Source organism: Algoriphagus sp. NBT04N3, from assembly GCF_019443765.1.
Classification (GTDB): Bacteria; Bacteroidota; Bacteroidia; order Cytophagales; family Cyclobacteriaceae; genus Algoriphagus; species Algoriphagus ornithinivorans.
On the sequence record NZ_CP048415.1, the window covers coordinates 2346414 to 2371501 of the forward strand.

A 25088-nucleotide genomic window follows, 5' to 3' on the forward strand; every position below is an offset into this window, starting at 1 on the left:
GAAAGTACATGAAGCAAGACAAAATCGGTAAGGAAATCACATCAAAATTTGGCAATCAACTTCGAACTAGAGTAAATGGGATTTTTATTCAGGATGAAAAAATCTTAATGATTCGTCATTTGATGGGAGACGACAGAATATTTTGGTCAGTTCCGGGAGGTGGTATGAATTACGGTTCCGATGCTAAAAATAATCTGAAGCGCGAATTCGCAGAAGAGACCGGCTTGACAGTAGAAATCGGGGATTTTCTTTTCGTTCACGAGTTTTTACGCCCACCTTTACACGCAATTGAGCTGTTTTTCGAAGTAAAATCGGGCTCAGGGCAAGTAAAATTGGGAAAAGACCCAGAATTAGAGGATAATCACCAAATAATTACCGAAATTGCATGGATGTCCATTTCAGAGCTCCGTTCATTGCCTCCAGAGTCAGTTCATCAAATCTTTTGGGGAATTAATTCCCTAAAGGACTTAGGATTGTGGAAAGGATATTTTAATTTTGAAAATAATTATCTAAAATAGCACGTTTTAAAAACCTTCAACCTTACCCAGATTTTAAAATTTCAACAAAATGAATTTAACCAAAGTATTATCCTTTGTTTTCTTCGCAGTAGCAATTGCTCTTGGCTATCTCCTCTATAAAGGCGTAGATGATGTCGTAGAAGAAGAGAAAAGAATCGCTCTTATCGAAAGTGCAATCATCGAAAAACTACAAATGCTTCGCGATGCACAGTTGGCTTACCAAGCATCTAACGGTAAGTATGCTGACAACTGGAATGATTTGAAAAACTTCATCCAAAACGGTGAAATCTGGTTGGTACAAAGAACTGAAACTACCAAATTATTGGATTACGGTAAGGAAGAAACTACTGTGACTTTCGATACCTTAGGTTCGGTAAATGTGATGGACTCTTTGTTCAACGAAAGAAAATATCCTGACTTCAACCTAGAGGCTCTGGCTGTTGTTCCTGGTTCTGGTGGTAAGACATTTGAGTTCTTTGCAGATAAAATCGAAAGAAACAACTATCAAATCAACGTATTTGAAATCAGAGACCCTGCTCCGATTAATCCTGAGAGAAGATTAAACAACAACGAAAAAGCATTAAGAGTAGGATCCAGAACTGACGCTTCTACTGAAGGTAACTGGAAATAATCCCCTCCTAATTTTGGAAAATACTCTCAAAGTATTCAAAAGTGATAAGTTTGATGTAGAGGATACAGCAAGTTTATCACTTTTTTTGTATCCCGACTTTTTGGTCATCTTCGCAAAAGATCAAAATCAATCCAACACGGGAATTCACTATTACCCAAAGTTGGACATTAAAAGCTTGGATCAATTAATCCTAACTGATCCATTGCTACGATTGGATGTGCCGGCCAGATTATTCATTCACCACCCAGGATTCAGCTTGGTTCCCGGAGTATTATACTCCTCAGGAAATGAAGCTCAATTCTTAAGTTTTTCCAAGGAAGTTCCGGATAACGCCTTTTACTTCAACACTCCATTGGATAGCAATAATTTGCAAGTGCTTTCCTATGTAGATGAAAAAATGAAGAAGCATCTGGAAGCCAGATTTTCAGATCTCAGTTTCTATCATGGATCCTGTTCATTCCTTTCTTACCTTTTCAAGGAAAGATTCAACCTGATCGGGCAGGAAATAATCGTCAATGTATTTGGGAAGCAAATGTATGTGGCGGCATTTACTGATCAGGAGCTTAGTACATTCAACTTGTTTGAGATTCAGTCTAAGGAGGATATTTTAAAATATGTTCTAATCCTGATAGAGCAACTGCATTACGACAGAAATCATGTGAGAATCAGTGTTTTTGGAATCCCTGCAAAAAGCGAAATCACCGAAAACTGGGGGAAACAATATTTTCAAAACTTCAGAATTCTGGTTCCTCATGCAAACCAAAATTATTCCCATGGATTCAAACATTTAAAAGATCTGGGGCTATTTGAGGTCTCTTGGCAATACCTTTAATTATGAGCAAAGTAGCAATCTTCCCCGGTTCTTTTGATCCTTACACCAAAGGGCATCATGACATTGTCATCCGCAGCCTGGATATTTTTGATGAGGTTATTATCGGGATCGGTTACAATTCAACCAAAAAAAATCGATACTTCGATATTGATCTGATGGTGGAAAAAATTGAATCTGTTTATGTAGATATGCCTAATGTGAAAGTGATTGTTTACAATGAACTGACCTCTACTTTAGCCAAAAAACACGGAGCAAACTTTTTAATAAGAGGTCTGAGAAATACTACAGACTTTGAATATGAAAATACCATTTCTCAGATGAATCGCTACCTCAACGAAGATCTGGAAACCGTTTTTTTAATCACCACCCCTCAATTCGCAGCAATCTCCTCTACTGTCATTCGTGAGGTACATAGATATGGTGGCGATGTGAGCGAGTTTCTACCCTACTCTATTTAATGCTTAAAGTGCTCTTTGAGAAAATGCTTGAAAAGCCATCTCATTGAAGGATATGAATTGATTAAAGCTGTTTTTGTCTCTGCTTCCGGAAACCAGCGAATGTCATCAATACCCTCTTCTTTTTGAGGCTTCATCTCAGTATCAGATACGCACTCCATCGCAAACCAATAGGTTTTCTTTAAAATACTCTTTCGGTTTTGAGTATAGGTATGCCAAGTATTACAAATAGGTTTTCCAGCCTTAACATGAATGGCGCATTCCTCTTCCACCTCTCTGACAGCACATTCTTTAGGGGTTTCGCCCTTTTCAAATTTCCCCTTCGGAAAATCCCATTTACCTAGTCTAAAAATGAGTAGAATCTGATTCTTTTTGGTCACTATACCCCCTGCTGCTTTGATTATGGAAAATCTACTCTTGACAAATTTTTTCAACTCATCCTTATTCCTGCTTACCAAAGTGACAGAGTCCAGATCTTTGAGTTTACGGGTACGAAGTTGATAGAGGATTTTGATAATCAAATCATGTGAGGGCTCCTGAAAAAGGATGTCTTCCTGCCACTGACTTGCAGGCGGAAGTTCTTCAGAATCCGAAAAAATTGCATCAAACTTCTTCTTAGGATTCAGATCTTCGAAACCGATCAAATCCATTGGTTTATCATTTACAAAAATTCTCATGGAAGAATCAGTACTGTTGATTGGGTAAGCGCCAAAAATGCATAAAAAAATCACTTACCACAACCCGAAACCATCATATTCACTTATTTTTGAAGCATGGAAATTTTAGACTCTTCAATTGCTGCTGAAGTAGCAGACCAACTCTTGCAAATCCAAGCTATCCGACTTCAACCCGAAAAGCCCTTTACCTGGGCCTCAGGATGGAAATCCCCCATCTATTGTGACAATAGACTTTCACTTTCTTTCCCCGCTGTCAGAGATTTGATAAAGGAAAACCTGGTGAAAAGTATCCAACATTTTTATCCGGAAGCAGAAGCCATTGCGGGAGTTGCTACTGCAGGTATTCCACAAGGAGCACTGATTGCCAATGATCTGAAGCTTCCATTTATCTATGTGCGTTCCAAACCTAAAGGACATGGAATGGAAAACATGATAGAGGGAAAAGTAACACCGGGACAAAAAGTAGTGGTCGTTGAGGATTTGGTATCTACAGGGGGAAGTTCCTTGAAAGCGGTACAGGATTTGAAAAATGCCGGATTTGAAGTAATGGGGATGGTAGCAATATTTAGCTATGGATTCTCTGTTGCGGATGATAATTTCGAGGAAGCAGGGATCAAATTGGTGGTATTGTCAAATTATGAAGCCATGTTACCTAGAGCTGTAGAAAAGAAGTATATCAGTGATGAGGTTTTAAAATCCCTTGAAACTTGGAGAAAAGATCCTGCTAACTGGACCCCTTAAGCACCAATATGGGACACTTTATTCTCTAATGAAAAAGTCAAAGTCTTCTCAGGCTTTGACTTTCTTTTTTAGGGACTTTCAAACCTTTTAGGATTCAAAAACACAAAGACAGGCATTTACTTTTCGAAAAATCCAATTGAACCTCCTACCCAATCTTTGTCTTTGTTAAACTTCACTCCTATCATTTCTCCCCTACTTAACCTGGACAAATTCCCCACTAAAGTTGGAGATTCATCATTTTCTGGCCAAAGCGCCAAGACTCTTACTTCTACTTTTACTCCTCCTGTTGGAGATTGAATTACGGGTTCATATTGCACTTTCTTTTGAAGAATATACAAATCCTTCTGCTTCACTTTTTCAATATCCTCCTTCCTCACATTGAATATTACTCCGGCTCCAGAAAAAGAAAAAAGAGGCTTTAATACGTAATTTTCCAAGTCCTCAGGAATTTCCTTTAACTCACTTAGCAAGGTGGTCTCAATAAAGTACGGCCCACTCAGATATGGTAAAATGAATTTTGAGATTCTTGTATACCAATTAGGGTGTCCTGCCCACTCCACATCCAATTCCTCTTCAAAGCTGAATTGCATCTTTAAATCAGGTCTGGCATTGAGTTCGTCAAAGATTACCCGATTGTAGATTCTCTTTATCTGAATTTCTTTCCCCTTGTCGTCTGTATAAAATAATTTCTTTCCCTCTTTTCTAATTTGAGTAACGCAAACAAATGGTACTTCCAAATCCTTTTTGCAGTAATAAAAATCAATTTTAGTATTCTGCTTTTCAGGTTCGATTTCCAATAAAATTACTTCTTCCGGCTTATGTACCCCGAGGACCACTTTTTTGAGAATTTCTAAATACTTTTCAGAATCTACTCCAGGGAAATAGGGTGTCAATTCGGAAAGGAATGGATAGGTCCTTTGAAATTTTTGATTCAGGTTATATTGAAAATTAAATACAGAAGGGAAACCCTGTACTTCAATCAGTTTGGGAGTCAATTTCCCATCCTCCATGCAGACACCAAAGTCAATGGCCAAAAACTGGGTATGTGCATCCTCATTGGGCACAGAAACATTCAGGTCAATCGCTTTTTGGGTCAATTGCTTGAAATCAGGCCTTTTGATGAATCGAATAACCTCCTGACTCGCTTCAATCAATTGCTTTTGAAACTCCTCTGGGATAAAAAAAGGAGTTTCCGCGATTCTAAAAGTCGGCCTATGATCAAAATCCCTGTCAATGGAATTTAAAAATTCAGCGTAAGATTCCTCTGAAAAATGCTGATTAAATAAACGCCTGAATTTTTCTATCATATTATTATATCATCACTTCCACGGAGCGATTGGTCAATTTTCGAATTGAATTAGCAAGGAAATTCGGAATCAATGTTTCATTGGTTTTGTAGATTTTCTCTTCGTCAACCAAATCCTCCAACATGCTTCTAAACTTACCCTTACCTTTTAATGCAATTATTTTCTCCCTTACATCAGGTTTTTTTAGATGGTTTAAAAAGGAAACTGGATCTGCTTCCGGGTGAAATTGAGTTCCCACAATTTCCTCAGAAAATCGAATAGCCATCAAGGCTCGCTCATACTCTACGTGATTTCGGATTTTCTCCAAAGCGATCACTTGAGAACCCAAAAGTTTGAATTTTCTCATTTTCGGCTGAACAACCTGAAAATCCCGGCTGTCCACAGCCCAAAAAGGATTGGGAAGATTCTGGAACAATGGATCTTTGATCCCATCGGCAGTTTTATGAATAGTCATTACACCAAAAGAGGTAGACTTTCTCATCGTAATCTCCCCCAAACCAAAGTGCTTGCAGGCCATCTGGAAAGAGTGGCAAATCAACAGTAGGTATTTCTTTTTACTATGGTTTTGATTCCAAATCCAAACCTGGTCCAAAAAATCATAGTATTTCAAGTCCCAATAGCCATTTCCTTCCAGTGGATTCCCTGGACCTCCCGTGGAAATAAACAGGTCGAAATCCCTGATTTCAGGAATCTCAGCCTTTCCTCTTACATCAAATATCTTATAGGTAACTTCCTTGGAAAAGCGCTCCACGATTTCTCGGATACAGCGCATTCCCTGATTGGGTTCCCCATCATACATATCCAAAATAGCCAATTGCAACTTTCGCTTACCCACCTTTAATTCATTTAAATTCCAGCTACAAAGGTACGCAAATGATTAGATCCCTTGGTTAAACTTGCCCGTGATATAATCGACTACTTGCTTTAAATCATTGGTCTTTTCAAAAACAGCCAATTGCTGATCAGCGCCTGTTCCATTTTTCAAAATGGTATGCACATATTCGATTTCGTTTCTGCTTCCCAACTCATCTACCACATCATCAATAAAATCAAGCAATTCCATGATCAGTTCGGTAGTAGGCACCTCGGTCTTCTTGCCAAAATCAATCAACTGTCCCTCTATTCCATTTCGGGCAGCCCTGAATTTGTTTTCTCTAATCAGTGCAATTCGGTAAATATTAAAGCTGGTATTGCTCATCAAAAGCTTGTAAAGCTTAGCCACTACCGCTTGAATAATGGCTACGATGCAAATTGTCTCATCAACCGTAAGGCACATGTCACAAATACGGAATTCTATTGTGCTGAAAAATGGATGCATGCGCAAATCCCACCAGATTTTCTTGGGATTATCTATGCAATTGGTTTTGACGAGGATTTCCAGAAAGTTGTCATAAGACTGTACCGAATCAAAGTATTCCGGTAATCCGGTTCTCGGGAACTTAGCGAAAACCTTGGCTCTAAAAGCTTTGAATCCCGTATTTCTTCCTTCCCAAAAGGGTGAATTTGTAGTCAATGCGTAAATATGGGGCAAAAAATAGCAAGCCTGATTCATCAATTGAAGGGCTACTTCTCTATTTTCTATTCCCACATGCACATGAAGTCCAAAGATTAAGTTGGACCTGGCAATATCCTTCAGCTCATTCACAATATTATGGTAGCGCGGATCATCAGTAATCTCCTGATCTTGCCACTTAGCAAATGGATGTGTACTCGCGGCACCTACTACCAAGTCTTGTTTTGCTGCCAATTCGGAGATTTTATTCCTCAAATAAGAAACTTCCTTTCTGGCCTCTCCTACGTTTTTACAGATATTGGTTCCAACCTCGACCACAGATTGATGCATCTCAGCCTTCACCTGTTCCCTAAGCACTATCTTCCCTCCATCCACAATTTTGGACATATGGGACCTGAGATCTCTGGTTTTGGGATCTATGATTTGATACTCTTCTTCCACGCCCAAGGTAAAGGGGGGAAGCTTTTTGATTGAAGCGCACATAGGCTTTTGGTTTGAGTTTTAGAAGCGCTTGGCTGCTTCTACAGAATTTCTCATGAAAGTTCCCCAAGTAAGATTCATCTTCCCCGGCTTTTGGGCTTTGGCGTAGCTGATCGCCATTTTCGCAGCCTCTTCCACTACCCAGTCAAAGTTTTCCTGACCAACCGAATTGATATCTGCATCTGGTGCAGGGTTACCGAAATCAATAGCATAAGGGATTCCGTCCCGAACAGCAAATTCCACGGTATTAAAATCGTATCCCAATCCTTTACATAGAGCTAGGGTATATTCCTTCACTTTTGCCAATAGCTTTTTGGAGGCAGGAGGCCCATCAATTACATAGCGAAGATGATGAGGATTTCGGGGTTCATACTGCATGATTCGAACAGCCTTTCCTCCCAAACAATAGACTCTGAAGTATTCATCAAACACAATTTCTTCCTGCAGCAACATCACCAATTGCCCGGTCTCAGGATGCTTTTGAAAAAACTCTTCTTTGTTTTCCAATCTATAAACATTTTTCCAGCCTCCACCTGCGTAAGGTTTCATGTAAGCCGGAAAGCCTATGTAATTGAACATGGAATCCCAGTCCAGAGGAGCTGCCAGATTTCTAAATGACTTACTGGTAGTGTCTGTTGGGTGTTCAGCTGACGGTAATAAAACAGTTTTCGGCAATGGAACTCCCAACTGATCTGCTAGGCAATTATTAAAGAATTTATCGTCTGCACTCCACCAAAAAGGATTATTGATCACTGCGGTGCCGGTCAAAGCAGCATTTTTCAAATATGCTCTGTAAAAGGGTACGTCCTGAGATATTCTATCTATAATGACAGCGTAATCAGTCAGTTGATTTTGTACTACCTTATCAATTTTGACAGCTTCAGCGACTATGCCTTTTTCTGCCTTTTGATTGACTCTCTCCACAAAAGCATGAGGAAAAGTATCTTCCATTCCGAAAAGTATTCCGATTTTTTTCATTGCTATTTATACCAAAGGGTTAATTAAATTTTATTCTACTGAGATAATGGGGAAACATTTCTTTCCACAAAGGCCAGTCGTGATGACGCTCTTGCCTCACATCCAGCCAATGATTCAAATTCTTGTTTTTCAGGCATTCATTAAGCTTGAGATTAGCATCAAAGCAGATATCCCAATTGGAAGTGCCTAAAACTATGTCCATATTCCAGAGCTCCCCATCCATCAAGCCGGGTAGGTATTCTAGAGGACTATTGTAATAAATATCATCATGATGATATCCGTCCATAAAATCCCGGATATTGAATGCCCCAGACATACTGAACATATGGCTCACATAGCCGGGATGCCGAAAAGCGAAATTGGCAGCATGATATCCTCCAAAACTACATCCCGCCATGACCACTTTTGCTACTGAGGTATTCAGTCTGATCCTTTCCACGATTTCATGACAAATCATTTTATCATAAGCTATATGATTCTGAATTCTATCGTGAGGGTGTATATTTTTATTATAAAAAGACTGAGCATCATTACTCTCAGGACAGTAAATCTGAATCAAACCCTGCTCCAAATACCAATGAGCTGAGCCGATCAAACCCATGTCCTTATTTTCGTGAAACGAGCCTTTGGAAGTTGGAAAAACTACAACAGGATATCCTGCATGACCAAAAACCAGCATTTGCACATCCCTGTGAAGGTTTGGCGAATACCACTTTATATATTCTTCTTTCATAAATAATCAAATAGACCTGATGAGTTGATAGGTCTATTGGTAAAAACTATTCAAAAATTTCCCCAAAAGCAAAGAACCTCAGAGAAAGAGTATTGAAAGAATGAATTATGCCTTGACTTCCTCCCTCTCCTCTTTGGAAAGGGCTTTAGAATGTAGAATTTTAAAAAGGCCTCCCAAGATAAAAAGCATTAGTACACCCACTAAAATCCATTTCGAAGTCGTAAAAACAGAGGCCAAAATCGCCATACTTTTATTCACATCAGGAAAAGAATTTAAAATCTTTATTACCAAAAGGTTTTCGCCCAAATCCATTAATGCAATCAGAAAAGGAAGCTTGATGAATCCCCTATTTCCCCAGATTTTAAACAGTAGACCATAGAACGCCAGAGAATACAAAATCATGTAAGGAAAATCCAGCGTCCAAACTCCAAGACGGTAAATTTGCCTGGTTTCCAGATCCATGGTTTCAATCGATTGGTAGGCCTCTCCGAAAGTATAAGCGAACTTTAGGTCAAGAGCCTGATCTTTTGGCATAAAAAAAGACAGGAGAACGTTGAAGAGAATTACCAAGGCAAACAAAATTATTAAGTGGTTTTTCTTGCCTACAAAATCCAATAACTTAGTCATAAAAAGTAGTTTAAAAGTTTGTTAAAAGTAAGAAAATCAGCCGCTTTTAAAAATGATCCAAATCAAAAAAATCCGGTTAACTCACTCATTTTTTGAAAACCATTTGGAGTACATGGGATAATTTTTGGCAGTACGCTCAATAACTTCCAACATTTCAGGTCCGGTATCTTTTACCTTTTTGGCTGGCATGCCCGCATAAATACTGTTGGCCTCAACAACCGTATTGGCTAATACGATTGCTCCAGCAGCAATCACGGCTCCAGAATGCACAATAGCTCCATCCATCACCACAGCCCCCATTCCAATCAAAACATCATCATGAATTGTACATCCATGAACAATGGCATTATGGGCAATGGAAACCCGATTACCTATATATGTACCAGCTTTTTTATAGGTACAGTGAATTACTGCTCCATCCTGAATATTGGTATCATTTCCAATTCTGATCTCATGAACATCTCCACGAATGACGGCATTAAACCATACTGTGCAATTATCTCCCATGATCACATCTCCTACCAAGGTGGCATTAGGTGCCAACCAACATTCTTTCCCCATTTGTGGAGATTTACCGTTCACTTCCATAATCAATGCTTTCATCACTTTCGGGCTTTTGTTTGACTCAAAAACAAAAATTGATAATTTTTTTTGAACTCCGTGAACTTTTTAACCAATTTTGAGTTTCCGTGTATATACATCAAATAAAGAAACTAAATCAAACCATTATGAAGTTTATCAAACAAACCGGACTATTCTTAGCCGCTGCAATGATTACATTCGCTTGTAGCAAACCAGGTGACACAGTAGAAACTACCGATGCTCAGGAAGTAGCTGAAGGTGAAGGTTCTACCCTATCTTTGGATCCTGCCTCTACTTCTATCGCTTGGAGAGGTTACAAGCCTGCAGGCCAGCATTTCGGTAAAATTCCTGCTACAACTGGTACTTTGACTGTTCAAGGTTCAGAAATCACAGGTGGATCTTTCACTTTTGACATCAAAGGATTGAAAATCGAAGATTTGGAAGATGGCTCAGAAGATTACGGAAAACTTTGGGGACACTTGCAATCCGCAGATTTCTTTGATGCTGCAAACTATCCAACAGCAACATTTGAAATCACAGGCGTAGAACCATTTGCCGCTGGCGACATGGTAGCAGATCAGGAGCAATTCGAGACTGACAACACTCCTAAGGCAGCTTCTGAGCTTTCTCCAGAAAACCCAACTCATTGGATTAGCGGTAATTTGACCATGAGAGGAACTACCAAAAACATCAAATTCCCTGCTGCTGTAACTATTGAAAATGGTGCGGTAATGGCAAAAGCTGGATTCAACATTGACAGAACAGCTTGGGGATTATCCTATGGTGACGAAGCCAATGCAGTAGACAAAGCAAAAGATCAGTTTATTTATAACACTGTTTCTTTGCAGTTGGACGTAAAAGCTAACTAATCAGAAATTAATCTTAAAAAGAGGAATTCGAACGAATTCCTCTTTTTTTTGTATCTGTGAAAAACGACCTTTTTGAATATCCCATCCAATCGGATCAAGTCATTGAAAAGCTGATCAAATGGATTGACCAGAATTATGCTTTTTATTGTCTTACGTTCGGAAACGGGCATGACTATCCCGAGGGCACTTTTCCGGATCAAATTCTGGCAGGTAATACTGCTTTAGAGGATGATTCTTTATGGGAAGATTCAAATTACCCTGCAGCAGGAATCATTTCTTACGATTACAAAAATCAGCTGGAAAAACTCAGCAGCAAGAATCCTATTTTAGTCAAAGTTCCTGATCTAACTTTTTTCAAAGCTGAACTCAGAATCACCTGGGACGGAGACAAAATCTATTCTAACCAAGCTCTACCTGAAAAATCAATGGAAGGGTCAAACCCTAAAATTGACTCTACCCCTACAGAGATTCAAGCTTTGACTTCGAAAGAGGAGTACATCCGCGCTTTTGAAGCAATTCAAAATGAAATCATAGAAGGAAATACCTATGAGATGAATTACTGCATAGCATACCAAGCTTCTTTCGAAAAACTTGACCCAATTATCAGTTTTTTCAAACTCATGCAGCTTTCACCTATGCCATTCTCAGGCCTTTTTAAGTCCAAGGAAAAGTACCTAATCTCGGCATCTCCTGAGCGATTCTTGAAAAAAGAAGCATCCAGATTGATTGCCCAGCCCATCAAAGGAACTTCCAAACGAGGAAAGAATAAAGAGGAAGATGAAGCTAACAAAAGAATCCTGCTTCAAAGTGAAAAAGAAAGAGCAGAAAATCTGATGATCACCGATTTGATGCGCAATGATCTATCCAAAGTCTCTCAGATTGGATCTGTTCATGTACCTGAACTATTTGGTGTATACTCATTTCCGAAAGTTCATCAGATGATCAGTACTGTTCAATCGAATCTTTTACCAAAAATAGGCCTGAAGGAGATTCTTCAGGCGACCTTCCCCATGGGAAGTATGACTGGTGCACCAAAAATCAGCACCATGGAGCTGATCGAAAAATTTGAAAACTTCCAAAGAGGCTGGTTTTCCGGCGCTTTGGGAATAATTCAGGAAAACGGAGATTTCGATTTTTCAGTCATTATCCGGAGTATAGTTACTGATTTAGAAACTAAGAAACTGTATTTTGCAGTAGGTAGCGCCATCACCATTGATGCGGAAGCAGAGCAGGAATACGAGGAGTGTCTGCTCAAGGCCAGCGCGCTTTTAGAGGTATTACGTGGATCTTGAAAACAGCATAGAGCAAACAAAAATCAGAAAAATCATCCATGTGGATATGGATGCCTTTTATGCTTCAGTGGAGCAGTTGGATCATCCGGAATGGAGAGGCAAACCGCTGGTAGTTGGTGGAAATGCCGCGCGTGGCGTAGTGGCTGCTGCCAGCTACGAGGCTAGAAAATATGGAATTCACTCGGCCATGTCTTCCGTATTGGCATCAAGAAAGTGCCCTCATCTCATCTTTGCCAAAGCCAGGTTTGATAGATACCGCGAGATTTCATATCAAATTCGTGAGATTTTCTACGAATACACAGATTTGGTAGAACCCCTTTCCTTGGACGAAGCCTTTCTGGATGTCACAGAAAATAAAAAAGACATCAAGTCCGCCATTCTAATAGCTAGGCAAATCCGGGCAAAAATCAAAGAGGCAACCGGCTTGAATGCCTCCGCTGGGGTTTCTTACAATAAATTTCTGGCGAAAATTGCCTCCGATCTCAATAAGCCAAATGGACAAGCGGTCATCCTTCCAGAAGATGCTGAAGAATTTTTAGAAAAGTTACCGATTGGGAAGTTTTTCGGAATTGGAAAGGTCACAACCGAAAAGATGCAAAAACTCGGGATTCATAACGGCAAAGATCTTAAGGACTTTTCCCTTCAGTTTTTAACCAAAAAATTCGGAAAATCAGGCTTACACTATTATAACATTGTGAGAGGAATCCATCTCTCCGAGGTTCAGCCTCATAGAATCAGAAAATCTCTAAGCGCAGAAAATACATTTGACCGGGATTTGATTACGGTTCAGGAGATGGAAGAACAACTTTTTCCAATTTTTGAAGAAGTTATGCGAAGGCTGGAGAAGTCCGGAGTCAAAGGCAGAACGATTACTTTGAAACTGAAATATTCTGATTTTACCCAGCAAACTCGAAGTAAAACCTTGGAACAATATCCTGAAAAAGAACTGATTTGGGAGATAGCAAAGGAATTACTTTACCAGGAAGAAATCCCCAAAGCGGTGCGCTTACTGGGCTTGGGAGTTTCCAACCTCAACATTACAGAAGAACAGACTCATTTTGGAGAGCAATTGAGGATTCCATTTGAATAAACACTTATTAATAAATATCGTTAAGAAATCTGCCATTTTGTCCGCTTTTTGTTAATTTCGCATCCCTTAAGATTCAAAATACTACATGGACCAACTGATCAAAGATATCGACATTATCACTGGAGAAGAGGAGCAAGCAGTCGATTATAAAACCACCGTTGAGGAAAATACCGGTAAATCCAAGAAAATCTACATTGAGAGCTATGGCTGTCAGATGAATTTTTCTGACTCAGAAATCGTGGCTTCCATCATGAAAGAAAATGGGTACGATACGACTTCGGATTTTCAGCAGGCTGATGTGGTCTTTTTGAATACCTGCTCTATCCGTGAAAAAGCCGAGCAAACAGTCCGAAACAGATTGAATCATTTCAATGCTGTTAAAAAACATAAGCCTGAAATGACTATTGGCGTCTTAGGCTGTATGGCTGAGCGTCTGAAGGATAAATTACTTGAGGAAGAAAAAATAGTAGACGTAGTAGTCGGTCCGGATGCTTACAGAGACTTGCCTAACTTAGTCAATGCTGCTGAGGATGGAAGAAAAGGGGTAAACACCTTTTTATCCAGAGAGGAAACCTATGCCGATATTGCACCAGTAAGGTTAAATTCCAACGGAGTGACGGCCTTCATCTCTATCATGAGAGGTTGTGATAATATGTGTTCCTTCTGCGTGGTACCATTTACTAGAGGAAGAGAAAGAAGTAGGGACCCACATTCTATTGTTGCAGAAGCTCAGGATCTTTTTAATAAGGGTTATAAAGAAGTCACACTTTTAGGTCAAAATGTAGATTCCTACAAATGGTCTCCTGAAGAAAACAACAAAGCACGTCTCAATAAAAAAGAAGGTGATGTCACAGAGGTGGTCAATTTTGCCAATTTGTTGGAGATGGTTGCCCAAGTGAGTCCTCTTTTGAGAGTAAGATTTTCTACCTCCCACCCTAAGGATATTACTGATGAGGTGTTGTATACCATTAAAAAGCACGACAATATCTGTAAATACATTCACTTGCCTGTTCAATCAGGAAACAGCCGGGTTCTTGAACTTATGAACAGAACTTACGATAGAGAATGGTATTTGAATAGAGTGCAGGCTATCCGTGAAATCCTTGGTGAGGAATGCGGTATCTCTTCTGATATGATTGCAGGTTTCTGTACCGAAACTGAAGAAGAGCATCAGGATACCTTGACCATGATGGATATAGTGAAATATGACTTTTCCTACATGTTCTACTATTCTGAAAGACCAGGAACTCTAGCCGCTAAGAAATATGAAGATGACATTCCTTTGGATGTCAAGAAAAGAAGATTGGCAGAAATCATTTCCAAGCAAAGTCAGATTTCATTTGAAAGAAACAAGCTGGATTTAGGGAAAGAACAAATAATATTGATCGAAGGGACTTCTAAAAAGTCTCAGGATGAGCTGAAAGGTAGAAATTCTGCAAATAAGGTAGTCATCGTACCAGCTGCAGGGTTGAAAATAGGTGACTATGTCAAAGTGAAAATTACAGACTGCTCTCCCGCAACACTGTTCGGAGAAGTTTTGGAAGTAAATCCAAACTTTGCATGATCACAGCCCAAGAGATACATAGCGTCAAACTCCGGTTTGGAATCATAGGAAACAGTCCCCTACTGAACCATGCCATTCAAGTAGCAATGCAGGCTGCTCCTACAGATATGACGGTCTTGATTACCGGAGAAAGTGGGAGCGGTAAGGAGAGTTTTTCAAAAATCATCCATTCCATTTCTACCAGAAAGCATGGAAAGTTTATCGCGATCAACTGCGGAGCGATTCCGGAAGGAACCATTGATTCTGAATTATTTGGTCACGAAAAAGGATCATTTACCGGAGCTCATGAAGCTAGAAAAGGCTATTTCGAGGTAACAGACGGAGGATCTATTTTCTTGGATGAAATAGGAGAAATGCCATTGGGAACACAGGCGAGATTACTTCGGGTTTTAGAAAATGGGGAATTCATTAAAGTGGGTTCTTCAAAAGTCCAGAAGACGAATGTCCGCGTCATCACTGCCACCAATGTCAATTTATTAAAGGCAGTAGAAAAAGGAAAATTCAGGGAAGACCTTTACTACAGGTTAAACACTGTTCCAATTTATGTCCCGCCTTTGAGAGAGCGTGGAGAGGACGTGGTTTTACTTTTTAGAAAATTTACCTCTGACTTTTCTGAAAAATATCATGTTAAGCCTATTTCTCTGGATGAGCAGGCGCAAACCTTATTGATGCGCTATCCTTTCCCCGGAAATATCAGGCAGCTGAAAAATATTGCTGAACAAATTTCCCTCTTGGAAGAGCAAAGAGAGGTAGATGCAGAAACCTTATCCAGGTATTTACCAGCAGAAAATTCCCGCCTCCCTATGACGCTCCCTAATAATCAGGGAAAAAGCGAAGGGATGGATTTTTCAGAAAGAGATATTCTTTACAAGGTTCTTTTTGATATGAAAAAGGACATGAATGAGCTCAAAAAATTGGTATTGGAGTCTTATCAAAGCGGTGGTTTAAACCAAAGTATAATTCAAAAACACAGCGGGCTGTTTGAGGATATGGAGAGCAATTTAGCTCCGGCTGAAAACAAAAGCGACAACAGTCCCAATTACAATGTTCCACTGGTACTAGAATCTCAGAAGCCCTCTTCTGTAGATACCGATGAGTACGAGGACGAAGCAATTGAAGATATTATTCACGAAGAAGATGACAATTCACTTTCTTTGGAGAAAAAGGAAAAGGAAATGATTCTTCGGGCGTTAAGAAAGCATAACAATAAAAGAAAGTATGCGGCGAGCGATTTGGGAATATCTGAAAGGACCCTTTACAGAAAAATCAAGCAATATGAAATTGATCAATAAGAACCTTGGCCTAGTACTGGGATTGATTTTTCTATTATTCCAAAGCTGCTCGGTCAAATACAGCTTTACCGGAACCAACATTAATTATGAATTGGTGAAGACATTCTCTGTTGATAATTTCTTCAACGATTCTGGTGGTGGTCCGGCAAATATGGAGCAGCTATTTACAGAAAGTCTGAAAGAATATTATCAGAGGAATACCCAACTGGAATTAGTAAGGAGTAATGGAGATTTGCAATTTTCCGGAGCAATCAAAAGTTATACACTCACACCACAAGCAGCGGTATCTAGTGGGGATCCAAACGTGCCTGATAGAGCTGGACAAATGCGGTTAACCATTTCAGTAGAAGTTGATTATATCAACCTAACCAATGAAGAAGAAAATCTTAAAAGAAGTTTTTCCTTTTTCCAGGATTATGACTCGAGAAATACTACCTTTTTGGATGTAGAAAGTCAGTTAATCGAGGAAATTTTCAAAAACATCATACAGGATGTATTTACTGCAACTGTAGCAAATTGGTAAATTTTCTATATTTTCACCCAAAAGCCAGAAAGTGAACGCCAGCCAATTTCAAGAAATAATCCAAAAAGCCGACTCCTTGGAGAAGAGTGATATCCTCCAATTGAAGAAGGTGCAGGAAAACTTTCCTTATTTTCAAATCCCTCATGTTTTGATAGCCAGGTATGAATTTCAAAAGAAATCCAAATCTAGCGCTTTGGGAATGGCTGCAATCACCAGTCCGGATAGGATTTGGTTGAAAAAACTGATAGAACAAAAAATAAGTGCAAGCGATACAGGGTCCAGAAAAGACGATCTTCTTCCGGAAGACCAGCCTGAAAAACCTGATCAAGCGAGCAGAACCCAGTCTTTAAAAGCATTGGGTGATCAATTGAAAGGTACTGCTCCCCAACCTGAGAAGCCAAAAAGCCCTGAAAAGCCTAAAAAGCGAGTTAAAAGACTGGGAGCGGGAGAAGATTTGATCGAAACGATCAAAAAGAAAGAGAAGAAGCAAATTCTCGATTCCAAAAAGCAGGAACAAATTGACCTGATTAAGGCGTTCAGCAAAAAGGATATCAAGCTGGCTACCATTAAAGAAATAGAGGCCAATCAAAATACAGAAAATCTTGCTGCAGAAAGCACTAAAATTAATGACAATCTGATTTCAGAATCATATGCCAAACTCTTGGTAAAGCAAGATAAACAGGCAAAAGCCATTGAAATTTATAAGAAATTGAGTTTGAAGTTTCCGGATAAAAGGGCTTACTTTGCGGACTTGATTGAAAATCTGAAAAAATCTTAATTAAAAATATATGTTTACCTTATTAATCACCATTATCCTAATCTTAGCAGTTCTTTTGATCCTTGTGATTTTAGGACAAAATTCTAAAGGTGGAGTTGGGGCAGCTTTCGGTGGAAGTGCTTCCCAAATCATGGGTGTAACTCGTACAGGGAATGTACTTGAAAAAGCCACTTGGGTATTGGCAATTGCAATTTTGGTTCTTTCCTTGGCATCTTCAGCTTTCTACACTGGAAGCCAGCCAAATCAGTTCGCATCACCAAATATTGAAAGTGCGAAGCAGCAAGTAGTTGCTCCGGCATTCGGAGATACCGAGGGTGAAAGCGTTCTTCCAGCCGAGACTACCACTCCGGACAGCAGTTCCAACCAATAATGGAAAATTAAGACCATTTAAGAATATAATTAGAGTCCGCCTTCATAAGGCGGACTTTTTTATTTAATTTAGTAGATAAGCGTTTTTTCAGCGGATAGCTAATCACCGTTCTTTAAAATCTGCTGCTTCAACCAAATTATCCTTTATGAATAATCAAACACTCCGAGTGGAGGATCTTAATCTAGAAAGCTGGCCTAATCTCATTTTATGGGCTGCTCCGATCATGTTTTTCCTGGTATTCTTAGAATGGGGAATTAGCTGGTATCAAAAGAAAGATTCATACGACGCCAAAGATTTCTTTGCGGCAGCCACTATTGGTTTTGTCAATGTAGGCATCAGCGCGATGATCAAATTGGCCACCTTTGGTTCTGCTTTGTTCTTCTACAACATCTCCCCTTTCAAAATCCCGGCGACTTGGTGGTCTTTTATCCTTTGCTTTATCGCAATTGACTTTGCCAGGTATTGGGCACATAGAGTTGCACATGAACAGAGATTCTGGTGGGCTACACACATCACGCATCACAATTCATCTAAATATAACTTATCCGTTTCCTTTCGTTTGGGATGGACACAGCATATTAAAATCATTTTCTTTTTCCCTGTGATGTTCATGGGTTTTGATCCATTTGTATTCTTCATTTGCCATCAAATAGCAGTTCTCTATCAGTTCTGGATCCATACAGAATACATCAAAAAACTTCACCCGGTAGTTGAATTCATTTTCACCACTCCTTCCCATCACCGAGTTCACCACGCTAGTGATGAGCATTATTTGGATAAAAACTATGGTTCAACCTTCATTATTTGGGACCGAATGTTTGGTACTTTCATGCCAGAAGGCGAAAGACCTAATTATGGAATTACCAAGCCGGTAACTTCTTACAATCCTATTTACCTGGTATTTCATGAATGGAGAGATATTTTCTCAGACTTAAGAAAAGCTCAAAGCTTTAAGGAAGCCTGGAGAATATTATTTGACAAGCCTGGGGCTGAAGTAATAGCCAACCGAGAGAAAAAGTTGGTTCCTGTAGAAAAGGAAATAGATAAGAAAAAAGAATTAGTGGAGGCCAGTTAGGCCTCCTTTTTTTATGAATTGACTTTTTGAAGCAATAGCCTTTTACTGATAGGTATCAACGTTTCATCAATGGGAAAAGCCTGGTGGGAATGTATTCTCCAGGTAGCTGGATTGGGCAATTCTTTTACCTCCCGGATTAATTCCAATTTGAGCATTTCCAATGTCTTGACAAGGGTTTTCTGAAAAACACCCAAAAGCCATAAGCTGATACTTCGGAATTTTTCTCCTGCAAGTTGGAGCAAACTGGATTTATACCTGTATGCATAGACATCAGAGTCTTTCTCTCTTGTCAGAAAAACAAAGCCTTCCCTGTTGTAAATCGGCTGAATTCCTACTGGTTCAAACTCCACTTGATCTTCCACATAATCATAGATATTTCTTCCCTCCACGATTTTTTTCTCAATGCTAGGCAATGCGAAATCCGCAATTTGGTTAACCTCCTGCAGCACCTGATCTTCTTTCTCCAGGTCCTTGTAGTGAAGTTTAACTTGCTTCAAATCCACATGTGAAAGAGCCTTGGGAAAGAAGTCAGAGATAGACTTTTTCCCGGATTTAAACTCATTGAGGTTTCGATGATGCTCAATCAACTCCCCTAAATGCGGATACAGGCGAACCGCTTTAAACTGCTTTTCTGTTTCCTGCAAATAGGCTAGCAATTGATACTTCTTATATTCGAAATCAATCAGCCCTTCTGTCATCCAGTTTTTCGACAATGTTTTCATAGGCAACATAGGTTTACGAAAATTTACAGAATTCTGACATTTTATCCAGCATTTTTGGAAATTTTGGCAGACAAAAAGTAGCTCAAAATTCGAATTGGCAGTCCTCTACCTGACAGGATGTAGCCGATTTGTCAGACTTTTCATGAAAAACTCCCTTGGCACAGGAATCGCTCATTAGGGAGTATAGAATTTTAAACTAACCTTTAAACAATTTCATAACTATGTCAAAAGTGAACATCAAGCCTCTTGCGGACAGAGTTCTAGTAGAACCTGCTGCAGCTGAAGAGAAAACCGCATCCGGTCTTTACATCCCGGACACTGCCAAGGAGAAGCCTCAAAGAGGTACCGTAGTAGCAGTTGGCAATGGTAAAAAAGATGAGCCCTTGACTGTAAAAGTTGGAGACACTGTTTTGTACGGAAAGTATTCCGGTACTGAACTCAACGTAGATGGTGCAGATTACCTTATTATGAGAGAATCTGACATTTTCGCGATCCTTTAATCATTCAACAAGAACAAACACTAAAAAATCAAGAAAATGGCTAAAGAACTATTTTTCGATACAGACGCAAGAGACAGACTGAAAAAAGGCGTTGATGCTTTGGCAGACGCTGTGAAAGTTACGCTTGGTCCAAAAGGAAGAAACGTAATCATTGATAAAAAATTCGGTGCACCTACCATTACTAAAGATGGTGTATCTGTAGCAAAAGAAATCGAATTGGAAGAGCCTATCGAAAATATGGGCGCTCAGTTGGTGAAAGAAGTAGCTTCCAAAACTGCTGATAACGCAGGTGACGGTACTACTACTGCAACTGTTTTGGCTCAGTCAATTTTCAACGTAGGTATCAAAAACGTAGCTGCGGGTGCTAACCCCATGGATTTGAAAAGAGGTATTGACAAGGCGGTAGCTGCTGTAGTTGCCAGATTGAAAGAAAACTCCAAAGAGATTTCTACCTCTAAAGAAATAGCTCAGGTAGCTACTGTATCCGCTAACAACGACGAAGAAATCGGTCAGATGATTTCTGATGCGATGGACAAAGTTGGAAAAGACGGTGTAATCACTGTAGAAGAAGCAAAAGGTACTGAAACTGAAGTTAAAACTGTAGAAGGTATGCAGTTTGACAGAGGTTACCTTTCTCCATACTTTGTGACCAACACTGAGAAAATGGAAGCTGAATTGGAATCTCCTTATATCTTGATTTATGATAAGAAGATTTCTTCCATGAAGGAGTTGCTTCCAGTATTGGAGCCAGTTGCACAGTCCGGCAAGCCTTTGGTAATTATTTCTGAAGATGTAGACGGAGAAGCATTGGCAACTCTAGTAGTTAACAAAATCAGAGGTGCTCTGAAAGTGGCTGCTGTTAAAGCTCCTGGTTTCGGTGACAGAAGAAAAGCAATGTTGGAAGACATCGCTATCCTTACTGGCGGTACTGTAATCTCTGAAGAGAGAGGATTCAAATTAGAGAATGCTACTGTTGATATGTTGGGTCGTGCTGAGAAAATCAACATCGACAAGGACAACACTACTGTGGTAAACGGTGCTGGTGATCCAAATGCAATCAAGGGTAGAATCGCTGAGATCAAAGCTCAAATAGAAAAAACTACTTCTGACTATGACAGAGAGAAGTTGCAGGAAAGACTTGCTAAACTTTCTGGTGGTGTAGCTATCCTATATATCGGAGCTGCAACAGAAGTAGAAATGAAAGAGAAGAAAGACCGTGTAGATGATGCATTGCATGCTACCAGAGCTGCTGTACAAGAAGGTGTAGTAGTGGGTGGTGGTGTAGCTCTTGTAAGAGCTGTTGATGCTTTGGCGGATTTGAAAGGATCCAACGAAGACCAAGACACGGGTATCAATATCATCAGACAGGCAATTGAGTCTCCTTTGAGAACTATCGTATTGAACGCAGGTGGCGAGCCTTCTGTAGTAATCAATAAGATCAGAGAAAACAAAGGAAACTATGGTTACAATGCGAGAACAGATCAATATGAAGATCTATTCGCAGCGGGGGTAATCGACCCAACTAAGGTAACCAGACTTGCTTTGGAAAATGCGGCTTCAATCGCAGCATTGCTTTTGACTACCGAATGTGTAGTAGCAGACGTTAAAGAAGATGGTCCTGCAATGCCTCCAATGGGCGGCGGAGGAATGGGTGGAATGATGTAATTCAACCCCATAAAATTTAAAAGGAGGCTTCGGCCTCCTTTTTTATTGTCCTGATTTTGAGTGCCTGTAAAATCATTTTTGAAAAAAGGCTCCTAAAGTTTTTTCTGACAGTAGGAATAATTGTATTTTGGGCTATATACAGCCTGATTAGTTACTTTTGCCAACATGATCCATTTCGAAGCGATTTTTCTTGTGGACGATGATCCGATAAATAATCTGATCAATAAACGGCTGTTAGGAAAGACGGATATCTCCAAGCACATTTACCAGTTTCTAGAAGGTGAAGAAGCTTTAATGGCAATAGCCGAACTCCCAACAGACCAACAAATCATGATTTTTTTGGACATTAACATGCCCGTTATGAACGGATGGGAGTTTTTGAATTTTTATCTGGAAAAATTTCCGAAAAGAAAAGATAAAATAGTCATCCTTTCCAGCTCCATTGATTTTCAGGATAGGCAAAAGGCTATGGATTATGAAGTAGTTAGTGGATTTATCGAAAAACCACTAACCATGGAGAAAATCAACTATCAACTTTCAAGAAACGATTCCGAGGACTAAAATTTTACTTTAGTATGGGTCCTAGCTTATCCCAAATTTGTCTTGCCAATAAAAATGGAACCGGAAGATTTCCCGGAGCTCCCCCTACTCTAACAATCACCAGATTTTGGGATGGTACAACCATCAAGAACTGTCCATTTTTTCCCATAGCCTGATACATATCATCCGGAGCACTTTTAATCAGACTTCCCGGCAGTCTTGTTTGACTTCCTGGTAATAGATATGAACTCTCTCCATTCAGCCAAGTCAAGTATCCATAGCTTGGGTTCAGCTGCTGAGATGGTTGGATCATATCCTTAAAAAACTGTCCTTCCCATAATTTATTTCCATCCCAACTTCCATTGGCCAAAAGCAATAGTCCAAACCTGCCCATACTCCTAGGCGTACTGAAAAAGACATTGTTTTGTCCGGTCTTTTGCCAAAAACCCTTCATGCCGATTTTATCTCCGATGTTTGCCCGAAAGTATTCCTGCATATCCATTCCAGTGGATGCTTCAATCACTTTATCCAGAACTGTATAAGTAGCATTGTGATAAGTCCAGCGCTTGCCTGGATCGGCCAAATACTGAAAGGATGAGGGCGTAGTATCATCTAAATTTGAAACTTGATCATTCAAGCCTGTAGTCATGGTAAGGTGGTGAATCAAACGTATTTTCTTCTCCTGTTTTTGACTTAATGAGGTCCAGCCCGTCCCCAAGTATTTTTGAGACCTATCTTTGAGTTTTAATAGTTTTTGCTCTTCAGCTATTCCGATCAAAGTAGCAGTAAGAGTTTTGCCGGCAGAAGCCCAATACCAATAAGAGTTAGCATCCATCTGACCCAATCCTGTCAGTTTATTGCCCCAATACTCTTCTATGACAATCTTGCCATCTTTTAAAATCAGAAAAGCTCTGGTATCTGTTTCACTCAGCCAATTCAAAAATTCACCCATTTTCTCCTGGTCAAAACCTGCTTCAGAAATTGACATTTTTTCCCAATCCTCAGAATTGATAGGCGGAAAATAAAGAGATGATGACTGTGCCTGAACCAAGCCAGTTACTAATTGAAAAAAAGCCCCGCTCAATAACAGGGCTTTGAAAAACTTGAATTTTATCATGTGGAAATCTACTTTATTTTCTCAAAGTATCTTCAATAAATGCCTTCAAATCTTCTCTAAATTTCTTCGCAGACGGCAAATGTGTGTACATCATATGTCCGGCTTCATAGTATTCCATGATAATTCTGTCAGTTGCTGACTTCGGGAGATCTATATGAGAAATACTATGCTCCACGCCATAGAAGACAGTTGCTAAATCATAATATCCATTCATGATCAATATCTTCACATTTGGATCCTTACTCAGGGCTTCTGTCATATCAGGAACTGTGGTGACAGCTGCATCTGCTCCCCAAAAGTTATTGCCCTGATGCTTCCAGTCCCATTTGAAGCCTTCTTTGGAATACGCTGAAGTAGCATAGAGTAAATCCTTACTTACTCCCAAAGCTCCATGAAAGTAGTCTAGAAAGCCCATAGTATAAGCAGGAGAGATGGCATCACTTTGAGGATCTGTAAAGGAATCCATTGACATTGGATCGATATTGATTCCTTTGTATCTGGAATCCAGTCGTCCCACTGTGTTCTTTTCATCGCGCAATAATTCCTGGAAAAATTCACCGGCTGTAATTTTCAAATCAGCTCTTTTCCAAATATCTGCAGAGACTCCAGTATAAGATTCAAGACTTGCAGCAACCTGATTTTTTTCAGTATCAGATATTCTGTTTCCTTTAAATAAGGCCGGCATATAATGATTTTCTGTAAACCCTCTCACTTCTTCCACGAATGCATACAAGTCCGACTGTTTCCTTTCTATCTTATTATGATACCAAGCAGTAGCGGCCATAGTAGGCAAATACACGATATAGGATAAATCCTCATTAGGAGCAAAAAACAGTGATCTCAAGTCAAATACGGCTGAAACCATAATCACACCATTCAAGGCATATCCCTTATTTAGCAGGTAATTCATCACGCCTGCATTTCTGAAAGTCCCATAACTCTCACCAAGGATATATTTAGGAGAATTTAGCCTATCATGAGCCTTAAGAAATTGCATGATAAACAAGCTGACAGATCGGATATCTTGATCCACTCCCCAAAAATCCTTCCCTGTTGCATCTCCAATGGGTACGGAAAGACCTGTGCCAACAGGATCCATCATGACCACGTCTGCTACATCCAGTATGGAGAATTCATTATTGACTAGTTGATAGGGAGCGCCTTGGTTGTAATTCGGATCGTCGACAACAATTCTTTTGGGTCCCATGATACCCATGTGCAACCAGTAAGACGATGAACCAGGGCCTCCGTTATAGGCGAAAACGATGGGTCTATTTTTTCCTCCATTTTCTTTAAAGTAAGCAGTAAAACCAAAAAGGGCGATAGGCTTATTGTTCTCGTCCTTCAGTTCTAGGGTTCCTGCCTTTGCCTGAAGGTTGATAACCTTGCCGTCAATGGTGACAGTCTGTTTACTTTCAAACACCTGAGCTTTGGGAAGCTCTTTGGATTCATGAGCCTTCTCCTGAGCAAAAGTGAAGGTTGAAATAAAGGTAAAAAGGAAAACTAGTCTTAATCTGGATACTAAGTACATGATTATGGATTGTTGAGTTATTGGTTAATGGTTTATTGGTTAATGGTTATTGTCTATTGAAAATTGGTGGTTGATCATTGATAATT

At 39.7% G+C, this 25088-nt stretch carries 28 protein-coding genes; 17 read left to right on the top strand and 11 right to left on the bottom strand.

Going from position 1 to position 25088, the window contains the following annotated elements; genetic code table 11:
• Positions 1-8: 8 nt before the first annotated feature.
• From GYM62_RS10105 to coaD, 4 genes are read left to right on the top strand one after another with little or no spacing between them, the layout of a single operon-like run.
• Entirely contained in the window at positions 9-518 is a 510-nt protein-coding gene (locus GYM62_RS10105; protein WP_091655197.1) for an NUDIX domain-containing protein, read from the top strand.
• Between the two features lie 49 nt (positions 519-567).
• Positions 568-1149: a hypothetical protein gene (locus tag GYM62_RS10110; protein ID WP_219959321.1), complete on the top strand. Its 582-nt coding sequence runs from the start codon at positions 568-570 to the stop codon at positions 1147-1149.
• Between the two features lie 13 nt (positions 1150-1162).
• Positions 1163-1981: a DUF3822 family protein gene (locus tag GYM62_RS10115; RefSeq protein WP_219959322.1), complete on the top strand. Its 819-nt coding sequence runs from the start codon at positions 1163-1165 to the stop codon at positions 1979-1981.
• Positions 1982-1983: 2 nt separating this feature from the next.
• Entirely contained in the window at positions 1984-2439 is a 456-nt protein-coding gene (coaD, locus tag GYM62_RS10120) for a pantetheine-phosphate adenylyltransferase (RefSeq protein WP_091655194.1), read from the top strand.
• Here coaD and GYM62_RS10125 read toward each other — a convergent pair.
• Complete coding sequence (locus GYM62_RS10125) at positions 2436-3113, bottom strand: NUDIX hydrolase (protein WP_219959323.1); 678 nt, start codon at positions 3111-3113, stop codon at positions 2436-2438. The two genes, coaD and GYM62_RS10125, sit on opposite strands and share 4 nt — an antisense overlap.
• Positions 3114-3209: 96 nt before the next feature.
• On the opposite strand from GYM62_RS10125, the gene pyrE reads away from it, so the two are divergent.
• Positions 3210-3854: an orotate phosphoribosyltransferase gene (gene pyrE / locus GYM62_RS10130; RefSeq protein ID WP_091655192.1), complete on the top strand. Its 645-nt coding sequence runs from the start codon at positions 3210-3212 to the stop codon at positions 3852-3854.
• A gap of 116 nt (positions 3855-3970) precedes the next feature.
• Here pyrE and GYM62_RS10135 read toward each other — a convergent pair whose 3' ends face one another.
• The 7 genes from GYM62_RS10135 to GYM62_RS10165 all read right to left on the bottom strand — a co-directional run bounded on the left by GYM62_RS10135 (position 3971) and on the right by GYM62_RS10165 (position 10095).
• Positions 3971-5161 (bottom strand): hypothetical protein, encoded by a 1191-nt coding sequence (locus tag GYM62_RS10135; RefSeq protein ID WP_219959324.1) that lies wholly within the window; start codon positions 5159-5161, stop codon positions 3971-3973.
• A 4-nt stretch (positions 5162-5165) separates the two neighbouring features.
• On the bottom strand, positions 5166-5996 hold the full coding sequence (locus tag GYM62_RS10140; protein ID WP_255590670.1) for a type 1 glutamine amidotransferase: 831 nt from the start codon (positions 5994-5996) through the stop codon (positions 5166-5168).
• A 42-nt stretch (positions 5997-6038) separates the two neighbouring features.
• Complete coding sequence (locus GYM62_RS10145) at positions 6039-7157, bottom strand: carboxylate-amine ligase (RefSeq protein WP_219959325.1); 1119 nt, start codon at positions 7155-7157, stop codon at positions 6039-6041.
• Positions 7158-7175: 18 nt separating this feature from the next.
• The gene (locus GYM62_RS10150; RefSeq protein ID WP_091655190.1) at positions 7176-8132 is read right to left on the bottom strand and encodes a RimK family alpha-L-glutamate ligase; all 957 of its coding nucleotides are present in this window, start codon (positions 8130-8132) and stop codon (positions 7176-7178) included.
• A 19-nt stretch (positions 8133-8151) separates the two neighbouring features.
• Positions 8152-8865, bottom strand: a complete 714-nt coding sequence (locus tag GYM62_RS10155) for an esterase family protein (RefSeq protein ID WP_219959326.1) — start codon at positions 8863-8865, stop codon at positions 8152-8154.
• 105 nt (positions 8866-8970) lie between these two features.
• Positions 8971-9492, bottom strand: a complete 522-nt coding sequence (locus GYM62_RS10160; RefSeq protein WP_219959327.1) for a hypothetical protein — start codon at positions 9490-9492, stop codon at positions 8971-8973.
• Between the two features lie 81 nt (positions 9493-9573).
• A complete protein-coding gene (locus tag GYM62_RS10165; protein WP_219959328.1) occupies positions 9574-10095 on the bottom strand; it encodes a gamma carbonic anhydrase family protein in 522 nt (173 codons plus the stop codon).
• 125 nt (positions 10096-10220) lie between these two features.
• On the opposite strand from GYM62_RS10165, the gene GYM62_RS10170 reads away from it, so the two are divergent.
• From GYM62_RS10170 to GYM62_RS10210, 9 genes are all read left to right on the top strand, one after another.
• Positions 10221-10943, top strand: a complete 723-nt coding sequence (locus GYM62_RS10170) for a YceI family protein (RefSeq protein WP_219959329.1) — start codon at positions 10221-10223, stop codon at positions 10941-10943.
• A gap of 56 nt (positions 10944-10999) precedes the next feature.
• Entirely contained in the window at positions 11000-12235 is a 1236-nt protein-coding gene (locus GYM62_RS10175) for an anthranilate synthase component I family protein (protein ID WP_219959330.1), read from the top strand.
• Positions 12225-13325: a DNA polymerase IV gene (gene dinB / locus GYM62_RS10180; protein WP_255590671.1), complete on the top strand. Its 1101-nt coding sequence runs from the start codon at positions 12225-12227 to the stop codon at positions 13323-13325. The genes GYM62_RS10175 and dinB overlap by 11 nt, the downstream gene beginning before the upstream one ends.
• 85 nt (positions 13326-13410) lie before the next feature.
• The gene (gene miaB / locus GYM62_RS10185; protein WP_219959331.1) at positions 13411-14889 is read left to right on the top strand and encodes a tRNA (N6-isopentenyl adenosine(37)-C2)-methylthiotransferase MiaB; all 1479 of its coding nucleotides are present in this window, start codon (positions 13411-13413) and stop codon (positions 14887-14889) included.
• Entirely contained in the window at positions 14886-16181 is a 1296-nt protein-coding gene (locus GYM62_RS10190; protein WP_219959332.1) for a sigma-54-dependent Fis family transcriptional regulator, read from the top strand. Before miaB ends, GYM62_RS10190 begins: the two co-directional genes overlap by 4 nt.
• The gene (locus GYM62_RS10195) at positions 16165-16704 is read left to right on the top strand and encodes an LptE family protein (RefSeq protein ID WP_219959333.1); all 540 of its coding nucleotides are present in this window, start codon (positions 16165-16167) and stop codon (positions 16702-16704) included. Before GYM62_RS10190 ends, GYM62_RS10195 begins: the two co-directional genes overlap by 17 nt.
• Before the next feature lie 31 nt (positions 16705-16735).
• Positions 16736-17482, top strand: coding sequence for a hypothetical protein (locus GYM62_RS10200; RefSeq protein ID WP_219959334.1), 747 nt, complete (start codon positions 16736-16738; stop codon positions 17480-17482).
• 10 nt (positions 17483-17492) lie between these two features.
• A complete protein-coding gene (gene secG / locus GYM62_RS10205; protein ID WP_091655182.1) occupies positions 17493-17852 on the top strand; it encodes a preprotein translocase subunit SecG in 360 nt (119 codons plus the stop codon).
• 145 nt (positions 17853-17997) lie between these two features.
• Positions 17998-18927 (top strand): sterol desaturase family protein, encoded by a 930-nt coding sequence (locus GYM62_RS10210; protein WP_219959335.1) that lies wholly within the window; start codon positions 17998-18000, stop codon positions 18925-18927.
• 11 nt (positions 18928-18938) lie between these two features.
• Here GYM62_RS10210 and GYM62_RS10215 read toward each other — a convergent pair whose 3' ends face one another.
• A complete protein-coding gene (locus GYM62_RS10215) occupies positions 18939-19649 on the bottom strand; it encodes a hypothetical protein (protein ID WP_219959336.1) in 711 nt (236 codons plus the stop codon).
• 221 nt (positions 19650-19870) lie between these two features.
• Here GYM62_RS10215 and groES point away from each other — a divergent pair, with 221 nt between their 5' ends.
• The 3 genes from groES (at position 19871) to GYM62_RS10230 (ending at position 22375) form a co-directional block, all read left to right on the top strand.
• The gene (groES, locus tag GYM62_RS10220) at positions 19871-20149 is read left to right on the top strand and encodes a co-chaperone GroES (RefSeq protein WP_091655179.1); all 279 of its coding nucleotides are present in this window, start codon (positions 19871-19873) and stop codon (positions 20147-20149) included.
• Positions 20150-20185: 36 nt separating this feature from the next.
• The gene (gene groL / locus GYM62_RS10225; RefSeq protein ID WP_091655178.1) at positions 20186-21814 is read left to right on the top strand and encodes a chaperonin GroEL; all 1629 of its coding nucleotides are present in this window, start codon (positions 20186-20188) and stop codon (positions 21812-21814) included.
• A 165-nt stretch (positions 21815-21979) separates the two neighbouring features.
• Positions 21980-22375 carry a response regulator gene (locus GYM62_RS10230; RefSeq protein ID WP_219959337.1) on the top strand — a complete coding sequence of 132 codons (396 nt, stop codon included), beginning with the start codon at positions 21980-21982 and terminating at the stop codon, positions 22373-22375.
• A gap of 4 nt (positions 22376-22379) precedes the next feature.
• On the opposite strand, the gene GYM62_RS10235 is transcribed toward GYM62_RS10230, so the two are convergent.
• Together GYM62_RS10235 and GYM62_RS10240 are read right to left on the bottom strand one after the other, a co-directional pair.
• Positions 22380-23471 carry a serine hydrolase gene (locus tag GYM62_RS10235; protein ID WP_219959338.1) on the bottom strand — a complete coding sequence of 364 codons (1092 nt, stop codon included), beginning with the start codon at positions 23469-23471 and terminating at the stop codon, positions 22380-22382.
• Positions 23472-23484: 13 nt separating this feature from the next.
• Entirely contained in the window at positions 23485-25002 is a 1518-nt protein-coding gene (locus GYM62_RS10240; RefSeq protein WP_219959339.1) for a S10 family peptidase, read from the bottom strand.
• Between the last annotated feature and the right edge of the window lie 86 nt (positions 25003-25088).